The organism is Sphingobacterium sp. NPDC055346, from assembly GCF_053645235.1.
The window spans coordinates 161,782-181,107 of record NZ_JBSHMI010000002.1 but is presented as its reverse complement, the minus strand read 5'-3'; the positions used below and the strand labels follow the sequence as shown (position 1 = coordinate 181,107).

At 30.2% G+C, this 19,326-nt stretch carries 13 protein-coding genes; 1 reads left to right on the top strand and 12 read right to left on the bottom strand.

Annotation, left to right across the window (positions count from 1 at the left end):
• Positions 1 to 3 precede the first annotated feature (3 nt).
• The 6 genes from ACWICE_RS05080 to ACWICE_RS05055 all read right to left on the bottom strand — a co-directional run bounded on the left by ACWICE_RS05080 (position 4) and on the right by ACWICE_RS05055 (position 8,710).
• Entirely contained in the window at positions 4 to 2,277 is a 2,274-nt protein-coding gene (locus ACWICE_RS05080) for a TonB-dependent receptor (RefSeq protein WP_433896666.1), read from the bottom strand.
• Positions 2,278 to 2,424: 147 nt separating this feature from the next.
• Positions 2,425 to 3,117 carry a hypothetical protein gene (locus ACWICE_RS05075; RefSeq protein ID WP_454297807.1) on the bottom strand — a complete coding sequence of 231 codons (693 nt, stop codon included), beginning with the start codon at positions 3,115 to 3,117 and terminating at the stop codon, positions 2,425 to 2,427.
• Between the two features lie 1,608 nt (positions 3,118 to 4,725).
• Positions 4,726 to 4,959, bottom strand: a complete 234-nt coding sequence (locus ACWICE_RS05070) for a hypothetical protein (protein ID WP_093095646.1) — start codon at positions 4,957 to 4,959, stop codon at positions 4,726 to 4,728.
• Positions 4,960 to 5,244: 285 nt separating this feature from the next.
• Positions 5,245 to 6,609 (bottom strand): PAS domain S-box protein, encoded by a 1,365-nt coding sequence (locus tag ACWICE_RS05065; RefSeq protein WP_454297806.1) that lies wholly within the window; start codon positions 6,607 to 6,609, stop codon positions 5,245 to 5,247.
• A gap of 580 nt (positions 6,610 to 7,189) precedes the next feature.
• Positions 7,190 to 7,627, bottom strand: coding sequence for a response regulator (locus ACWICE_RS05060; RefSeq protein ID WP_157739437.1), 438 nt, complete (start codon positions 7,625 to 7,627; stop codon positions 7,190 to 7,192).
• A 654-nt stretch (positions 7,628 to 8,281) separates the two neighbouring features.
• Complete coding sequence (locus ACWICE_RS05055; RefSeq protein WP_175486276.1) at positions 8,282 to 8,710, bottom strand: DinB family protein; 429 nt, start codon at positions 8,708 to 8,710, stop codon at positions 8,282 to 8,284.
• Between the two features lie 519 nt (positions 8,711 to 9,229).
• Between ACWICE_RS05055 and ACWICE_RS05050 the strand changes: the two genes are divergently transcribed.
• Positions 9,230 to 9,625, top strand: coding sequence for a helix-turn-helix domain-containing protein (locus ACWICE_RS05050; protein WP_093095640.1), 396 nt, complete (start codon positions 9,230 to 9,232; stop codon positions 9,623 to 9,625).
• Between the two features lie 472 nt (positions 9,626 to 10,097).
• On the opposite strand, the gene ACWICE_RS05045 is transcribed toward ACWICE_RS05050, so the two are convergent.
• The 6 genes from ACWICE_RS05045 to ACWICE_RS05020 form a co-directional block, all read right to left on the bottom strand.
• Positions 10,098 to 11,423, bottom strand: a complete 1,326-nt coding sequence (locus ACWICE_RS05045) for a metal-dependent hydrolase family protein (RefSeq protein ID WP_093095639.1) — start codon at positions 11,421 to 11,423, stop codon at positions 10,098 to 10,100.
• A gap of 1,600 nt (positions 11,424 to 13,023) precedes the next feature.
• The gene (locus ACWICE_RS05040; protein WP_454297805.1) at positions 13,024 to 15,960 is read right to left on the bottom strand and encodes an RNA-directed DNA polymerase; all 2,937 of its coding nucleotides are present in this window, start codon (positions 15,958 to 15,960) and stop codon (positions 13,024 to 13,026) included.
• A gap of 496 nt (positions 15,961 to 16,456) precedes the next feature.
• The gene (locus ACWICE_RS05035) at positions 16,457 to 17,008 is read right to left on the bottom strand and encodes a hypothetical protein (RefSeq protein ID WP_093095635.1); all 552 of its coding nucleotides are present in this window, start codon (positions 17,006 to 17,008) and stop codon (positions 16,457 to 16,459) included.
• 733 nt (positions 17,009 to 17,741) lie between these two features.
• The gene (locus tag ACWICE_RS05030; RefSeq protein WP_454297804.1) at positions 17,742 to 18,671 is read right to left on the bottom strand and encodes a HipA domain-containing protein; all 930 of its coding nucleotides are present in this window, start codon (positions 18,669 to 18,671) and stop codon (positions 17,742 to 17,744) included.
• Positions 18,664 to 18,999 (bottom strand): HipA N-terminal domain-containing protein, encoded by a 336-nt coding sequence (locus ACWICE_RS05025; protein WP_454297803.1) that lies wholly within the window; start codon positions 18,997 to 18,999, stop codon positions 18,664 to 18,666. The genes ACWICE_RS05030 and ACWICE_RS05025 overlap by 8 nt, the downstream gene beginning before the upstream one ends.
• Positions 18,999 to 19,202 (bottom strand): type II toxin-antitoxin system Y4mF family antitoxin, encoded by a 204-nt coding sequence (locus ACWICE_RS05020; protein ID WP_454297802.1) that lies wholly within the window; start codon positions 19,200 to 19,202, stop codon positions 18,999 to 19,001. Before ACWICE_RS05020 ends, ACWICE_RS05025 begins: the two co-directional genes overlap by 1 nt.
• Positions 19,203 to 19,326 lie beyond the last annotated feature (124 nt).

Here is a 19,326-nt window from a genome sequence, read left to right as displayed (position 1 = left end):
TTGTTATTTTTTATTGATAAAGTATCGTAGATTCAGATAGAATGCTCGTCCTGGTTTTTGCATACTAAAATTGTCATATAATCGCTCGTTCGTAATATTTCTTGCTTCAAGCCCTATATTATATCGGCCTTTTTTAAAGCTGTAAACAATATTAAAATCATGACTCAACTGTTGAGGAATCGTATTTTTGGTCTCTCCTCGACTAGGCCAATACAGATAAAAATCATGAATATATTGTAGGTTGTATCCGGTTTTAAGCATATCTCCAGAACCAGAAAAAACTGGCAAATGAACGTTTAGATCTAGGTTCCCAAATAAGTAAGGTATATTAGGCATTTGATCTTTATAAACTGGGCTCACCTCAGTATACCCATTCTCATATTTCTGCATATTCTGCAAATATTGATAGGTCCAGCTTGTAGATGCTGACAACCATTTTTTATGGAAATATTGCAACTCAAAATCTGCACCTAATGTTCGTACTCCTTCACGGTTATCAGCCATGTACTTACTCTGATTCTGATTTAATCTCTGGTAAATAAAATTCTTGGAATTTCTATATAACACCCCGGCAGTGATCCCAAAATGATCGTCCCTATCTATATCAAATTGATACATAATACCAAAGTTGATATTATTGCTGCTCTCAGGTTTTAGATTTGTATTCGCGTCTTGGTTTTCCACGTCCCCAAACAATTCATATGGCGTCGCCATTCTGTTGGTCAACTCATAACTTGCCTTCAATTGTAAGTTGGTATCTAAGAAATAGGATAACGCAGTTCCGTAACCGAACCGACTTGAATTGACAGAACTTGAATTACCATTCTTATTATTTTGAGATAAAAATTTTCCAAAAATATTGGCACTCCAACGTCCCTCTTTATTTATTTGATAGCCAAAACCTAATACATTCTTTTGTGATAGCTTGGCATATTCATATTCATTGTTTTGAGGATTTAATTCATCGGAACCACTTCTATTGAATGTGTTGAATACATTATTGATCGTAAAAACATGCTTATCACCTAAATTATAATTTGCGTTTGCCGTGATAATACCATCCCTATTCTTGTATTTATACAGTGTCCTTGAACGCTCTCCTGATGTGGATGGAAGGTCTGCATATGTGTCCCCAAACCAATCAAATCGCTTTGCAACTGTGTCTATAGTTTGTTCCGTTCCCAGGTTTATATTCGCATTCAACATAACATCTAATCCCTTGATAAGGTTATTCTTGCTATATCTCAAACTCGGCATTACAATATTTCCTTTTCGATGCCAGGCTCCAAATACCGACTCCATCCTGGCGCCAGTTTGTATATCTTTATAGTTATGACCAAGGGTAATCCCAAATACCAACCGATCTGCAAATGATTTGTTAACCAAACCAAAATTTGCAATGATAGATTCGTTATGAAATTGATCATGAAATCGCTCTACCTCAGTATCATTTGCGTAGTTGTCTCTCCTGTTATTATGCTTTTCAATGAATACTTTGTAATTGTTGTCAGAATAATTCTGAAAGGCATTTAATTCAAAGGTTAACCCACTCTTATTCGTTACTGCTGTATTGATTGTAGTCCTATGGGTATTGAATGATCCATATGAATAAGAAGCATCAATATAATTCCTGTTAGATTTATTAGTTACTATGTTTATAGCACCTCCAAGTGCATCTGATCCTAACCAAATTGGAACTACACCTTTAAAGACTTCAATATTCTCCGCTAAATTGATTGGAATGGTGTTCATTTGAAAGGTGGATCCCATGTTATCCATTGGCACGCCATCAATAAAGAAGCGAATATGATTTCCTGAAAATCCATTTATTGCTAAATTCAGATTTGACCCTAGTCCTCCTTGTTCTCGGACACGTACACCAGGCACTTGATCTAAAGCATCAGAAATATTTATTGTACTGTTATAATACTTTTTAGCATCAATGGATGTCACGTTAAAGGCCATGCGATTGGTAATCTGAGGCTTGGTTAAACCAGTCACTGGTACTTCTTCAATTTTTTGGGTTTTTTCAAAAAGTAAAATATCAAGATGATTATTTCCCTCTTTAATCTCAATCTTCCTCTTAAAGATATCATACCCAATCGCCTTAGCTATAATCTCAAAAGAGCTATTTTTGATTTTTTCAATTTTAAAATTGCCGTAACTATCGGTTAGGACCGTATGCCCCGCTAATCGAATAGTAACACCTTCAATGGTTCGATTATGATTATCCCTAACGGTCCCGGTTAGGCTGAAGTTACTCTGTGAGTGGACCATATTGCTTAAGAGCAAAAATAAGAGTAAGATAAGCTCTCTGCGAAATCGATTAAGCACTTGTATATTAAGATTAATATCAGTGATTAACAGCGACGTTAAACCAAATAAATTCATTTGTTAAGTTTTTAGAGATTCGTGCTGTTTGTGTTAGTTAACAAGAATTAATGAAGTGTTTGTGCTCCAATGCTTATCGATGGATTTGCTACACATGTTTTTCTTTGTATTCTCCGTTTCGGCAACCTCGTACTTTCCGGCTTTTAGAGATTTAAAGCAGATCTTTCCTTTGCCATTTTCTTTGAACTTTTTAATCCATCCACTCGGAAATACCACATCTACTTTAGCCTCTAAAAATGGTCCATCTTTGGGTTTAATGTCTTGGAAAACATCCTTTACATAGTGATACTTTGGTTCAATATCTAAAGTCGACGATAGCTCGGTAAGAGTTGCTGACTTTCTCCTTTCTTGAATTATTAAATTTACAGTAGATTCAGAAGCTGATGTTCCAAAGACTTCTTTTGCTGGATGTCCAACCTCAAGGATATAAACAGCTTCTTCCGTTGGAGAAATAGTTGCGCTAAAATAATCTGGATGTTCAGTTGCTTGGATTGCTGTTGTTTGCTGGCTTGGTGAAATTAGATATAATTTAAATTCGTGAACATCTGAATGCCAATTCTCGATTGGGTCAATAAAATTATGAATGAATTCACCGAAATAAACTCTAACATTTTGGGTTTTATTCTTCTCGCCAAAAGGTGTTGTTTCAATCCACAGGGAGTGGGCACTAACCATTTTAAATCCGAAAATGGCAAAAAAAATAATTAATAATTTTATGGTTTTCATGTTTTATAAGAATTTGTCGTTCTGTAATTTTTAAAAAAAATGCTTTGGCATTCTTTTACGTTTAATTGTTAATTATCTGTTCTCTATTCTTCATTGAGATTATCAATAATCGATCTGAAGAATATGAAAGGACAGCATACGACAAATTATCAAACAGCTATAGATTTGTTTGAATTTTCCTATATTGCATGTCCTTCCATAATTGCATGTTGAAGGTCCCATACGAATGAGTATGGATTCTTAAACTAGTTACCGCTGGTTTAAGAAGGCGTCATACGAAGATTACCGTCTTACGTATGGCGCTCTTTTGTTTAAATAGGAATTGTATCATTCTTATTTTACATTCAAATTACCTAATAAATGAAACAATTGTTTTTATTTAGACCAATTATAAACAGTTGCAAATATAAAGTATTATTTCAGCAAAATTCAAATATTTTTTACGATTTATTAAAATCTAACGAGAGCCGTAATCCGTTAAAACTATAGAATTTTGGGAGTTAGAATAGATGAATAGATATAAGACTAATTAATCCTAAAGCCTTATGGCATAATTTTATTAAAACAATACACATTAGGTTTAAATGAAGAACTATGCGGCAAATTCCATTCAGTTTATCAATAATCTGAAACTTTGACAAGATGAAAGTAGAGGATTGAAATCAAAGATTATTTTAAGTTTTGCATATATTACCTACTTAAGTTGTCCAGTTTTTGTTTAATCTTATCAACTAACGGGAATATAATTAAAATAGATAGGACTTTTTACTAAAGATATTATGTTGTATTTTTTCTATATTTAAATCTTCAAAGCTTTCTGATTATTTCAGTTTAGGTCCAATATCAATCCAGTTATTGGACCTTTATTGTTGTTTTTCTTTAACCTTAAAATATATGTGCATTAATAACCAATTATTTCAATTGAAAAACAAAAGAAGTTAGCCTTTTTAGATTCACCTGAAATATCAAGAATTAATCAAAACATTACAAAAATACCCAATATAAACACTGAAAGTTCCTATTACTATTATTACCATCCATGATCATTATTTTCTTGAATTTTTTCCATCTTAGCTCCACATCAATCATGTAATTAAATCTAGTTTTTTACCAACCTTCAGGGGCCAATAGTTATTTTCATATGGAATAAACACGTGACAATATTTTTGCTAATGGAAGTGAAGCACCTTCATTGGGAACTATTAGCTAAGTAATTAGATAAATTTTTATAATTGAGATGGTCTACTTAGGATCTTCAAAAAATCACTATATATTTTAGAATATATATTCTTTGAAAGTTTGAAGTTTATATTTGATAACGAGTCGAATAATGACCCATACCACTATTATTACGAAAATATCTTGTTCAAAAATATGAATGGAGCCATAATCGTTTTAAATTCCGTCAGCAGATTATTTAATAAAATGCATGAGAAGACCGAATACGATGAGAAAAGTTCCTATGAACAAAAGAGTTGCTTTACAATTCCTATATAAAAATCTTTTCATTCCAATAAATGTAATACCTACGTTTTAAAAATCCGAAGATAAATATTCTTTTTTAAACTATGTTAAATATTCACTATAATTCATAAAACATAAGTTATTTCACAGAAGTGGAATACTCTCTCCATTTCGCTGCATGGACTCTTGAAACCTATGAACTTCAAATCTAATTAATTCTGGCCACTTTCCTAAACCTTCAATTATTAATTTTTCCCCTTCTAAGGATCCTGCTAACTCCCCTATTTTCAATGCTTGAATCTGTAAAATATCCAAATAATCTTGGTTTGGAGGGGAGTAAACCTTAGAAAGATTTTGACCCTTATTGTAATTTTTCATAACTAATTACTAGTTTTATTAATGGTGATTTCTTTGCAAAATAAATAATTGCGAACTGATTATCAATATTTTTGCAAAAAAAGCAAAAAATATGGGGCAATGGTGAAATTTAACCAACACACACCTTAGCTCGCTAGTAAGAAAATTCAAATGGTATCTTTATACTTTGATATACAAAAAAATTGAAAATTACCCTTGGTAAAAATGTAACACCCTCATATTTTTAGAGTTATTTTATGGAAAATATCCATCAAAATAGTAAGCCAACAAACTCTTCTTTAAACATTAAGCCACGTAATTATCAGGCATTTTGATGACTAGAATATAGTTCTGTGAATCGGGTTGTAAAAATTTAATTGACCCACCTACGGATAATACTTGGTGCTTAGCTATGAAAAAATCCACGGTCATTACTTCTTTTAATTTTTCTGCCGCAACATTATAATTATATGGATCCATTTCAGATTGGTTATTGGATTTGATATGGAGTTTCAGTGTTTTTTCAGATTCGTTAAACAATAGCGATGCCCTATTCTCACTACCCGTTTCCTTTATGCTGCACAAAATGACATATTTAAAAAGAGTTTTCAAATATTTCATTGGGAAAAAAAACATTGTGCGTTGAGATTGTTTAATAATATTGAAACCACTACATTTTATTTGCTTTTCCAATTCATTTACAGAGTCCTTAAAAATAGAATTAACTTCATTCCATTTAAACTTATGATCCAAGGAATCCAAACTTTCCAAAAAATCAATCATCCTACCTAAATGATTTTTGAATTTGTTACCACTCAATAAAATCATGTCTAGGTACTTCCGATCCTGCCTAGACTTAGTGCCAGTTTTTAATTGTTCGGTAATCATTTCAATATTTGCAAGAGGCGACCTTAAATCATGTGCAAGCACTTGGTTTATCGTTTCAAGCTGTTTAATCTTTATTTCCAATTCAAAATTTATTTTTTCAAGGGCCGAATTCTGGAATTTTAATTTCTTCTCAATTTCCTTGAAATCAGAAAGATCCTGGATTTGACAAATAAAATAAGTTACCTGTCCGTCTTGATCTTTTACAGAAGAAAAAGAAATTAAGCACCATAAGTATTTTCCATTTTTAGTACAAACCCTAGTTTCAACAACAGCTTTATGAACAATTCCCAATCTTAAATCCGTAACTGCGACCATTAATTCCTTAATATGGTCTTGATGGATGTAATCAGAAAATCCCTTGTGCCGGAAAGTCTTTTCATCCTCCATCCCTAACATTTCCAAAAGAGCTCGGTTCTGTTCGACAATTCTCATTCTTCCGTCCAACAAGAGCATTCCAATGGAAGAATGCATAAAAGCTTGATTGAACTTCTCTTCTTCCATTTCAACCTCGTATTGAAGTTCGATCTCTTTGGTAATATTAGAAATAACAACCATCACTTTTCCAGGAAAGTTCTCCATAAATCTAGTCTTCAATCTGAACCAACTTCCCTTAAAAGCCTCTACAGGCGATTGATAAATTATTTGGTGACTCTTCTTCGTCCTGATGGTCTTTTCAAGTATATCCACCAAAGTTGAGGCAAATTCTTCCGGAAAAAGGTCTTCAATCGGAATGTTCAAAATTCTATCACGGTCAAAAAAAGTTCCTGTGGTTGAAGAGTCCAAGAATCCAAAATTGTACCGTCACTAGAGACCACAAAAACTATATCATCAAAGCAGGAAATAATTGATTCTAGCTCAAGGATCCTCTCCCTTAATTTATAATTTTCTAGACTATAATTTTCATCTTTCATAATTTTTGGAATTTCCACGGAAAAGCAAAAATATATAAATTTTCAGATTTAATGCCAAATTCGGGCTATTCTAACGAACGTTTGGTCCTTTCCATAGAAATAAATAAGGGTTAAAGTTTTAGTTCAAAATCCCTCCAGAAAGTATTTCTTTTAAGGAATATTAACCAGAACGAGATTAAAATTTCAGATTGTATTCAATATCAAATCTAATAATCAATTCATTCAGCAGTACCTCAGGGTTCCGATGGTATCTCAATTTTATACAGAGAATTAACAAAGTGGCTAATTGAAGAAAAGTCAAAATGATCATATGATTAATTACAACAAATCACAAACATTATTTTAAAATGAATTAATTAATTATAGAAACCAAAAGAGAAGTGTGTTGAGAATCTCTTATCTTAACCACTATTTAAACCAAATCTTATAAACTTTTAATTATTCTGTGCCATTCAATTGGACACATTTAATGCTTGAAAAAGTTGCTCTGCGGTAAAGGGTTTTGTCAAGTACCTCTCTATGTAAGGAATTTTATTTGCACGAGCTAGGTCTTCCTGGCTTACAGAAGAACTTACGATAAGGACCCTTGGTACATCGATTCCAGCAAAGATTTTCATGCTTTCAAGCTCTTCCAAAAACTGCCAGCCATTCATTAGTGGCATATTAATATCCACTAATAAAACATTTGGAAACGCGACTCCCTTGATATGGAGCGCATTTAGATGGTTAAGAGCAATAATTCCATCTGAAAAAATTTTCAGGTCAATCTTCATGTTGGTAAATGATTGAATCATTTTTGAAACAAGGAAGCAAAATATACTATCATCATCAATCAAAATAATTTCGAAAATCTTTTCCTTTTCTGCCGATAACTCTGATTTTTCCATCATTAAACACATTAAGTCTTACCAATTTTTTAATAAAAATGACTTTTCAAAAACTCATTCTTTTCTAATTTATAAAGTTTTAAATATATTGAATTCTTACGATACATATATTAAAGAGAAGTTAGGACAAAAGATCCAATGAAATATTAATCATTATTTCACAAATTATAACTATACTTTTTTGTTCACAACCTCTGTTCTCAATAATGGAAATGTTAACAATACCTCTGTAATTTTATTTATATTTGTATAAATAGCTAGTTGCATAATTTACATTTGGTAGGACCCAATGGAGTAGTCCATTGGGTTATTTTTTATAATTTAATTTCATTGGTCTTTTATATTTATTATATTTAGGCTCCTTTAGAACGACATACTCTAAATATTACACCTTAGCCTGACAATTCCTCGATCTGTCAGGTTTTTTTTATGTATCAGCTCATTGAATGAAACAATCCTCATAATCCGAATTAAGTATTAGTAGGAACGAAAATGATTAACAATGTAAAATCGATTTTAGAAAAACTATTCATGATAATTTACATACCTTTCGATTCAAATTCATTTTCATAAAAGAAGATCCAATGCTGAGTTTAATAAATTATTTCCAGATTTTTAAATATTAAGAACACTGCCATCAATCAATTAAAAGAAATTTCAAATCAACAATTTATATTTTATATAATCGGTCTGTATTGGTTCAATTTCCTGTTTACGAAGTTCAGTAGCAATTTGAGCCCTGTGGTAGTTTGAATGGTTAATAATGTGAAACATGATATCCTTAATCATGCAACTATAATCATTATTGTCCTTCATTTGGAAATCAATCATCTTTAAAGAATTATCCTTTAGCAGCATATCTTTTGATATCGAATGATTAGATTCATCTAAATCACCCATCATAGGTACAGAGTGTATTTGCCAGATTTCCCAATGTTCATTATTTTGCATTATTCTGTTATTCCAGATTCGATGTGCATTCAATATGTGACTTAAAAGTTTTATTGATTGTTCTGAAACCTGATCTTGATAAAGCAAGAATAATTTAATCAATTCATGATTACAATGACGATTATAATCAAACATTTCATTTAGAAAACAATCCGAAGTTTGATGTAAATGCATTAATAAATATAAAAGATATTACTCAATAAAATAGTCATGATAATGAATTTACCTTATTTTACATGGAATTTTCAACTAAGTTGGTCAAGTTTTAATGGTATAAATTGGTGTAAATTTCAAAAAAACATAGCTCATTAAAATTTTATTTGCATAATCATATTCGTCGTTCGTTACCCTTTTATTGTAAAAATGGATAATATGGTAAAATAAATCATATTTAAAATACTATAAAATACATCATACTATTATTTCAATTCATCTTCTTTTAAGGTATAACAAACATTTAGAGTAAAAAGTGCATTTAGTAGTTTCATTATTATTTTTTAATATTGTCTATATCAATTGCCAATAATTATATCTTTTTGTATTTGATAATTAAGTTCATTAACCTCAATATATATTTAATAAAGGGACTGATGTTGAATCAATTGTTTTAATATATTTTGTTAACCTTTATATTTGACCTTAAAAATAATATACATGGAAAATAATTTGGACCTTCAAAATAAACAAAATGATTATTTAAGCCCTGATATTGAGAATAGAATTTTAGAATTACTAAAGGATTGGGAACAAACGAATGGATTTATACAAAGAGATATTAAATTAGCACATTTAGCAAAAGCCTTAGGTTTTAATAGAAAATATATCTCTTATGTTATCAATAAAAATTTAAACAAAAGCTTCCCAAATTACATAAACGACCTTAGACTTAGTTTTATTGAGAATATGATTGGTGAATTTGAACCAAATTCAAAATTAAATCTGACCTCATTGGCAAAATTGGCAGGTTTTTCAAGCTATTTTAAGTTTGCTCACTATATAAAAAAAACCTATGATATGAATCCAACCTATTATTTTAGGAGAAAAAGATAATGACCATTTTTTCTACATTAATAAAGTATTTTTAAATCTTTTTTTTAAATCGGAGACCGGTTAATATTAAAAAGTAAATGTAATTTAAAAATTAAATTACACACATATATTATTATGAATTAAATTTGACATCTCTAAAAGAAACTTTATAGAGAAATATATTGATAATTTTTAGGAAAGATAAAAATCCTTTGGATTGAATTGATTTTCTGCTTATTTTTAGCTATCCAAAATATTGATTTGTAAAATTACTTTATTAATTAGTAGTTTAGGGTTAACACATATCCCTCGTCTAATACGAGGGATTTTTTGCTGTTTAATATATACTTATCTATTCATTATTTTGAGATCATTAATTCCATAATTAAATAACTGAATCATTTGGGTTTTCCTTTATGTCACCGAATCCAAAGCAAATAATTAAATTTAAAAATGATTATTTAATTGTTCCTAAATTAATGAATAATCATTTTTATCTATGACTTAAGTCTTTGAATATTTTCCCATCCTTCATGATAACAATAAACTTCATTTTTGGTTGAGTCAGCAGCGACAAGTCCTTGAAAGGATCTCCGTCAACCAATATTAAATCTGCCAAAGCATTTTCCTCAACTACACCTAATTTACCTAAATAAGGACTTCTCAAACCAGACATTTGCAATAACTCGGCATTATCTTTTGTGATCATTTTTATTATTTCTGAATTTTCAAACCATTGCTGCAATTTTAAAATATAATGATTTTGTTGAGCGTTTAATTCCGGTTCAAACAAGAAATCAGTTCCCCATGCCAATTTTACACCTAATTTCTTTGCCATGGGCCAAACTTTGGCCTGTCCCTCCAACACAGGTTTCCTTTTGGCTTTTCTTTCCTCACTCATGTCATCGGTATCACCCACCAAATTTTGAAGGCTTAACCAAATTTTTTTATCGGCAAGAATTTTAAGTGTTTCTTCATCTAACATTTGCCCATGTTCAACGCATTTCACACCCGCATTAATTGCTCGCTGTACAGCCTTCGGGGTATACGCATGAACCGTCACATAAGTTCCCCAATCTTCAGCAGCTTCTACAGCCGCTTTCATTTCATCAAAGGTGTATTGAGTTACATCAATAGGGTCATATGCCGAGGAAGTGCCGCCACCTGCCATTAGCTTTATCTGGCTTGCACCAAATCTCAAATTCTCTCTTACAGCTGTAAGTATTTCATCACGACCGTCAGCAATAAAAGTAGCTCCAAATCTTTCAGCCCGAGAAACCACCCCGGTAAAACGTCTAGAAGGTTCAGACGCCGAACGGAAGTCTCCGTGTCCAGAGGTTTGGCTTATTGTTGCCCCGGAGGGCCATATCCTAGGTCCTATCAATTTTCCATTGTCTATTGCTAACTTAAGAGGAAATATTGGCCCTCCAGCGTCACGGACACTTGTAAAACCTCTCATTAGCATTTTTTCCGAAGAAGAGCCAATTTTTTCAATAACAAACTCTTCAGAAAGGTCATTTGTCATCATTTCTCCCATGGTTAAAGATCCAAAAACTAAATGAACATGAACATCAATGAGCCCTGGAATTAATGTTTTCCCCTTTCCTTGGATAATTAAAGAATTATTACCATTTTCAGGAATCTTGCTACGACTAATTTTTTTTATGGTATTTCCTTCAATTAAAACGTTAAAAGGTCCTGATAAAGCGCCCTTCTCATAATCGTATAAATTAACATTTTCAAATAATACATTTGCATGTTGTGAAAATGCTGGATAGATATTAATTATCAGGAATAAAGTTATAATAATTGCTTTCATATAGTTAAGTTTTAGATGGCTTACGCAGGAATCCTGCTGTCAGGAATAATATAATAAAATTCACATTTTAAATCAATTATTTGATTAAAATTCATTTAAAGCGATTTTTTTATAAAAAGACTTTCAGAATTATTACTTATATTTTTAATTCTGATCTTTTAACTCTAAAATCAGCCTTATAAATGAACAATACTACTATAAAAATATTTAAGAAGTATGAGGGCTATAAACTTTATTGCCAAATTAATAGTATTACCATAATGACCATAGAAAATAATGTTAAGATGATAAATGCATAGAAAAATAATCTTACTGTCCTATTTTCTCTATCCACTTCAAAGCCTGCGGACCAAAAATATTCTTTCAATTTGCATAGGTAATAGTTAAATTTTGATCCAATTCTATCAAAGTATTTCATTGATTATTTTTATATTATCTCCACTAACAATTGATATTCAATATTTATTGAGGTACGTAAATTGGGCCAAAATTAAATGAACTATCTAACAAAGAATATACCTACCCTTAGGTATATTCAAAAAGGATTACTAGCTGGATAACGATACACAATCGAATTTATCTAACCTAAAAGTAAGAAAATGCTTGTGTGATTTAGTTCGAATTAAAAGAACTCATTTTTAATGATTCGTTTTCTAATTTGTATTTTCAATTCTTTATATATAATTTAGATTACTAGCTTGAATTAAAATTTAATATTAAAATATTATTTAACTATCACTAGCTATCGAATCCCTGGTCAAATTTAAGTTGTGACTTCTTAAATAGACTAGGGATTCAAATATGTTCTTATTTAGAAGAATTTCCAAAATATCAAATGGCTCCCATGCACAATGGATAAAACAATTTCTAAACAAATTATTAATATTTTTGTAGTATTAATAAGCAAATAAAAAAACAGTTAGAATTTAATGCCACCATTCTAAAGAAATGGTGGCAATTTTTATCAAAACAGTTTTCTTTGGTACAGAAGAAAAAACTCTACATAAAAAGAATTTCATACATACCAACTTCCTTCAAAATGATAATTTATCATTTACTTTCGAGAAATTCTAATATCTTAATTTCTTTACCGTCACTTGGAAAATAATATTTCATCATAAAAATAATATTTCATTAAGCAGATTATTTATTCCCCACCTTTATTATTTATTCATGTATTATAAAATTCCCCAACCTAACTAAATATTGAACCCTTCCAGAAAAAACAATATTGAATTAATAATTTCACTTTTATCCTCATCATCTCCACAGGAATAGCTGATTGTCAATCAGTTATGTTTTTAACACCACAAAACGCACCACTAAAATAGTGGTGCGTTATTTTTAGTTTGTAACCTTGATGAATAAATAAATCATTGAATGATCTTTACCCCACCGATAACCTCTTTAAAACGAATAAAAAAGCCGTAAATTAGATCCAGGCTCCTATTTACCCCTATACTGAATTTTTACGGCTAATAATTATTCATGTTTCTACATAAGTAATTTTCTGAAAAGTTTTTTCATTTTGCTTGTTAAACTTTTCCATGTTTAGATCTCATTTAAAAGCAAAATAGGTTTCTTATTACATTATGATTAATTACTTGAGTTTTCTCTCATTGGAAACTTGAAAACCAGTTGGAAATGGCTTAAAAGGCCTATCTGGTGATATTTGATTCGTTTGATAATCTCTCAACTCTTTAAAGTTAATCTCAGAAATAATGAACGAATCTAAAGTTCCTCCATGTATTTTTTGAAGATCTCTTCTCCAAGAATCTTTATATGGAGCTCTAATTCTTGTGTCACCATATTGCTTATTATTGCAAATAGAAACAAAACAATGAAGATCAAGACATGCGGAATTAATTAAGTGTTGATAAGTTTCCAAATCAGGATTCCAAGCAACAACAAACAATAAATCAATATTTCCTCTCAAAACAGAACGATTATTAATATCTAACAAATCGTTGCATATTAATCCACTGAAAATAAAACCATTATGCTTAACAACTAACTTTTTTTCAAATTTTGGGACAATACTAAGTCCGTTTTTATTATAAATTTCTTTACTTTCATGAATAGCTCCAAATAACTTAGATTGGTATAATGCAATCGACCCACTTCTATTATCATCAGAATTCAGTATATAAACCAATTGATTATCTACCGTTAAACCAGAAATTTTATATTCTAATCCAGCAATTAAATTAACGCCAACAAAGCTTAGTTTCTTAGCGATATGAACATACATATTCCTAGGTAAAGAAAGTTCATGAAACACTAAATAATCTATTGATTTGCTCTCTTTTATTACATCATTTACAATCTTAATCAATCTATCAAACCTAGTTACATCTGGCTCATCATTCAATATTCTAACTTTTGCATCAAAGGAAATATCATCTGTAAAAAAGTGTGTATTACAAACTCTAGTTTTCGCTTTATTTTTAGTATCTGAAAAATCAACAAAGCTAAAGTTTTTCACATCATCATATTCTTTCTCTTCAGATAAACTGTATTTATGATAATACTTTTCTGCTAGATCTTTAAAACCATCCTTATCTAAAATTTTGTTTTTAAAAGTAACTGTCAATTCAAGCAACGAAGGACGTCTAGTAAAAAAGTAGAACCCCGTTGAATCTGTAATTCCACTCGAATTCTCTTGATAGTTTGTTTTAACATTTATCTTGATAAATTCAATTATACTTTTATTAAAGAAAGTATTGGCTAAATTATCCGAAACAGTAGATAAATTAATATTATTATTCAAGTATTTAACAAATTCAGGAAATTTATAAAAGGAATCTTTATATGCAATCTTATGTAAGTCCGTGTTAAATAATCGAATCACATTTTTCAGCATATCTTCTTTTGAAGAATTTCCTTTTAATACTTTTGAAACCCAATTCTGGGCATAGTTACTTTGAATTTTATGCAATGAACTATTTGTTAATATATTTTCTGCAATTTTATGATACAAAAAGACCTTTGATTTTTCAAAATACGTTGAATTGATATTTTTTGACACCTTTATATAGCCCATAACACTTTCTAAGGTTTCAAAGTACTTTTTTATTAAATCCTCATTATTTGAATGGATTAGTATACCAAACAACCTAGGCAAGTATTTATTTAAGTCCACAAAATTTTTAAAATCGAAAATATAGCTTTCAATAATATTCAAAAAATTAAATAATCGCTTCCTCCAAACTTGACTATTGTAAGAACAAATAAAAGTTTCAAAACTAACTATCTCCTTTATAAATTTATTCCTTTTTAATATTAGCCCGGTTGATTTTCTGAGACCATTTACTTCTTCGCAAGACTTATTTAAATCGTGAAATAAATCTAGGTTTTCAATCTCTTCATAATCTGAATTGTCAGGAAGTAACTTCCATTCACTAGAATTTTTATTTATAGCTTTTTTTAATTGGTTAACTTCTATTTTATCTTCAATTCCATTAAAAACAAAAATATTCTCTTTTTCTGGATTAAACTTTAAATATGTATCAAATCCTTCATGAAATATTGAATTATTGTCATATATTACAAAGCTTTTTAAGGGTTTTAATATATCTTTTAAACACAATTGGTCATTCGTATATCCAGAATACTCTACAGCAATAATTAGATCATCTACATATCTTCCATAATATAATGGCTTCAAGTTATCAATAATGTCTTGATCAAAATCTAATAAATAAATATTAGCTAAAACTCTTGATGCATTAAGAGTTAAAGGAAGTCCAAAGTTTTTATTATCTAAATTATTAATATTGCTATCAAAAAAATCTTGATAATTTTTGTTATTAAGATCATTAAAATGTTCAATCATTTGAAATAAAAGTTCATTAATAAAAAGATCTGTTTTGTTAAAACTATGCTTTTTAATTAATTTATCTACCTTAAACCTTAGCTCACTTATCTCAATTGAATGATAATATTTTTTTAAATCAGATGTAATAACCAATACATTTTTATCTTCCTTAATTATATTAAAAAGATCATTTTGCCATTTTTTATAATCATTAAAATATGGCTTATAAAGAGTATGGTTTTGTTTATAATAAGGAATATTAATACTATCATCGTATTTCTTAAGCCTGCAGCCGTAAACATTATCAGGAAAATCGAGATCTAATTTATATCCAATCCGATTTAACCAGAGACCTCCAATTATTTGAAAATAAATTGATAAATCTCCAATGAACCTAAACCCAATATTTTTAATCTCAAATAAATTACGATCAAGATTTTTAATTGATTTTTTTACATCAACAGATGCTTTTTTAGAAAAATCAATATCCTTTAAGATAAACTCTGAAAAACCAATATTTTCGTGATTATTAAAGAATCGTTGGATTTCATTTTTATTACCATTTAATACAGAAAGAAGATTATTGATATTGCTTTCAATATTCTCTTCAAATAAAAGAATCTTATCCAGTTTAATATAATCTTTTTCATAGAACAACTCTCTTTTCACCTTTCTATAAGTAAACAAGAGTTCTTCTTTAGTAATTGAAACTTTATTCATATGTTTTGATGGTTATGTTAAAAAAATAATAAAAATATAGGTGTATAAAAATTGAGTTTTATCCCCTATCCCCTAGCTCCTAAACCATTGTCAAAAACCTGTTCAAAATCAATTGGTTTTATGAGTCACACCTTCAATTTTGGAAGAACGATCGGATAGTTTAGGTTTCACCAGCATTGTAACGAAGACATCATTTCAAAGCGTTTTTATGTTAGAAAAAAAAATTCCAATAAAAAGTTCTAGCTTACACGAGCCCAACTGTCCTTCTAAACTTTTCTCTGACTTAGCTGATTGAAGTTAGACAAGAATAAAATTATCAAAATCATCCACTAAACTATCTAGACTAGTGGTTAAAGGAAGATTTTAATTGTGTTTCTCTTGCTATTTTTTTATTAGCTCGAATGATATTTTCTCCTAGAAACGAAGTACGTTCAAAGGCTAATCTCTCGTATGGTCCATAAAGTTATTCTCAAATGATTGTCAAGTTGAACATTCATCACCTTCTATTAAAAAGATGTAATTCTAAATCCGCTAATGATTCAAACGCTGCCTCAGGTAATTCTATCTTTGGGATTTTTTTATCTTTTAATACTTGTTTAGCATAGGCAATTACATAATAATATTTCCCATCGGTAAGATCGAATTGAGTCCATGGTTGAATATCTTTGATATTTAATCTCTCTTGAATAATCCTATCCACCGGAAAATGTGGCGGACGTTCAATATTACCAACTACCCATTGATATTTTAAATATAAATTGAGAAGCTTTTGGCTAATTCCAAAGTTTAATGACCCTCTTGAAAAAATATCAGCATATTTTTTTGAAAATTCTAATACTTCAACAATATTCTCAATGTGTTTAGATTCTAAAACCTCACTTTTATATTCTGGTAAAATCTTTGTGTCGATATGTAATCTCAAAGCACTTTTAAACTCTGATTTACGTTTCTCAAGAGTTTTAGTTGTAGGTTTATAACAATATGCTCTTTGAAATGCACCAAGCATTGTCAAACCCCATAATTCATTGTTTAAAAAAATATCTCTCATTAAAATTAGTTTATTATTGTTATTATAATAAATGCTACCCAAATGGTTTCTGCAACATTGCCTACTTAAATGCTTGCATTTGCATTAATTGTTCGTCAACTTTATTTATCCTTACATTATGGAAATATTTTAACTACCGCACTTTGTTAGTTGGCTAAAAACAAACATGTTGTAAGGAAAGAAAATCAATTTTGGTTTTTGGTGCTAGCTTTCCAAGTTGTTTAATCATTAATCTTAAGCATATCAACTTGAAATAAATCGTTGAAGTCCTCTCCTGAATCGGCGTCAACCGTCGACTGATTGAATAAATTAAGGATGGCCTCCAGTTTCCAAGATATTTTCCTTATTTAGGCTAAAGTAGCAAACAGCTATTTTGGTTCTAAAAATAGCCCAACATTCCTAATGGTTCTTCTTTGATAGAAACTATCCTCTCCTCATCAGTGGCGAACGCACATTTTTTTTTGAATTCGTCATGCAATAGGTAATTAGCGAATAAATGCTTTTTCCCGGAAAGGATTTTGAAGAAAACAAAACCTAAAATATAGTTAAGTTTTTCGTAAATACTTTTTCTTCCTCTTAAGGATACTTCTTATTTCCCACAGCTTTTGCACTTGTTGTTCTGTTGACATATATTGGTAATATTAATATTGCGCACTATAAACCGTACATAATAGGGTTAAATATACTTATGAAAACTAAAAAAAAATACGGGAAACCATATTGATGGCAAGCTTTAACTAAAGTTTAATTTATTTAATTTAACTTCAAATATCTGTTGATATCTTTCCTTAAATTCAGGATTTAAAAAACTTCGACTAATCCAATCTTCCACTTTACCTTTTTGCTTTGAAAAATCTTTATAGACATTATCTCGAACTAATTCAGAAATACCCAAGCTTTTTGCGAATTGATCGAAATCAACTTTCTTAATTTTTCTTTTGCGCCCGGTAAGGGTCAAAGCTAAATCTTCATCATCTTTCGGATAAATCAGGTTTACATTCAACAAATCATAGGCTGGTGAGAGTAAAATATCTCCTTCTGAGTGAATCAATGAGAAATTTTTTAGGTGCATATCATTATTCCCCGTCAGAAAACTAAACAATACTAGTCTAAAATATTTGATTATATCTAAACCAGAGTTGGTCGCAAATTGCTTTATTATCTTTCCAGCTCTTTCGTAAGAACTTTTATATTTCTGCTCAGTCAATAATTCTGAGAGCTGACATAAATCCTCCACATGGATTTTCTCTCCTGACTTCCTATCAAATCTTTTTGTAAGGTATGCTAATTCTCCAGTCGAAGTACGGATTAAGGTATGGTCGGCTGTTTCAATCTTAAATAATTCAGCCAGGTGCATCTTTAAATCTTCCACTTCAGGCATAAATGGGAAGTTATCAGATTGTGGCTTCAAAATATATTCTCCCCAGAGACCAACCAAGGTCAAACGCTTTTCTCCTCTTTGTCCTTCAAGAGTTAAGGAAATTTTAGGTTGCACTCCTGTTAGGGCTAAACGTTCATTAACAGTAATTTGGGCCAAGCTATTCAATTTCTCTCGATCCAGATCTAAGTAAGGCATTTCTGATGTACCAAAGAATTTTTTAGAGCAACTGGGATGGTAATCTCCATTTTCAACGGGTTTATAGCAGAATAAACAATTAGCCATTCCCTTCCGCCTCCATCGGATATACAGAGACAGCTCCAATAGTATCTCTACATAGGTTTATTAATAATTCAAATCGATCTCTGGGATTCAATTTCCAATGCCTTTCTCCGATTTCTAGTAACCATCCTTCAGGTATGAGGCCATCAAAAAAAGGAAATAGCACATTGCTATGATAAATTACTTCAGTCAATGGAAGGGTCAAACTAACAGCTATAGGATAAGAAGAATTTAAATACTGCTGATCATACCAAAAAGTATAGCCAGCATCTCCTTCTTCAAGGTATCCTGCCAATTGATTTTGATAGAAGATTTTTGCCTTACGTGCCATTATACCCTGGATTTATCTATTACACCAACTTCTTTCCCAAATAGCGCTAGAACATCATTAACTTTGTCCAATCGAAGGGTTTTCTTACCCTGCTCTAGATCTCGAACAAATCGCAAACCTACACCTGCATTTAATGCCAAATCTTCTTGGGTAAGCTTTAATTCCTTACGTTTTTGTTTAACAAATAGCCTTAAAGATTCCATGATTATACCTTTTCTGATATAAATATAATTAAAATAGTATAAACTATACTACTTCGGGTATAAATTTTTATTTTACTAATTATTTATACCTTAAAGGGTATAAATATTAAGTTTAAAAATATAA

Bases quoted from the DNA above. Each gene is read 5' to 3' on its own strand.
- ACWICE_RS05050 (WP_093095640.1), top strand. From the start codon at position 9,230: ATGGAAAATAATTTGGACCTTCAAAATAAACAAAATGATTATTTAAGC.
- ACWICE_RS05035 (WP_093095635.1), bottom strand. From the start codon at position 17,008: ATGAGAGATATTTTTTTAAACAATGAATTATGGGGTTTGACAATGCTT.
- ACWICE_RS05075 (WP_454297807.1), bottom strand. From the start codon at position 3,117: ATGAAAACCATAAAATTATTAATTATTTTTTTTGCCATTTTCGGATTT.
- ACWICE_RS05030 (WP_454297804.1), bottom strand. From the start codon at position 18,671: ATGGCTAATTGTTTATTCTGCTATAAACCCGTTGAAAATGGAGATTAC.
- ACWICE_RS05020 (WP_454297802.1), bottom strand. From the start codon at position 19,202: ATGGAATCTTTAAGGCTATTTGTTAAACAAAAACGTAAGGAATTAAAG.
- ACWICE_RS05070 (WP_093095646.1), bottom strand. From the start codon at position 4,959: ATGAAAAATTACAATAAGGGTCAAAATCTTTCTAAGGTTTACTCCCCT.
- ACWICE_RS05025 (WP_454297803.1), bottom strand. From the start codon at position 18,999: ATGGCACGTAAGGCAAAAATCTTCTATCAAAATCAATTGGCAGGATAC.
- ACWICE_RS05045 (WP_093095639.1), bottom strand. From the start codon at position 11,423: ATGAAAGCAATTATTATAACTTTATTCCTGATAATTAATATCTATCCA.
- ACWICE_RS05055 (WP_175486276.1), bottom strand. From the start codon at position 8,710: ATGTTTGATTATAATCGTCATTGTAATCATGAATTGATTAAATTATTC.
- ACWICE_RS05040 (WP_454297805.1), bottom strand. From the start codon at position 15,960: ATGAATAAAGTTTCAATTACTAAAGAAGAACTCTTGTTTACTTATAGA.
- ACWICE_RS05060 (WP_157739437.1), bottom strand. From the start codon at position 7,627: ATGATGGAAAAATCAGAGTTATCGGCAGAAAAGGAAAAGATTTTCGAA.
- ACWICE_RS05080 (WP_433896666.1), bottom strand. From the start codon at position 2,277: ATGGTCCACTCACAGAGTAACTTCAGCCTAACCGGGACCGTTAGGGAT.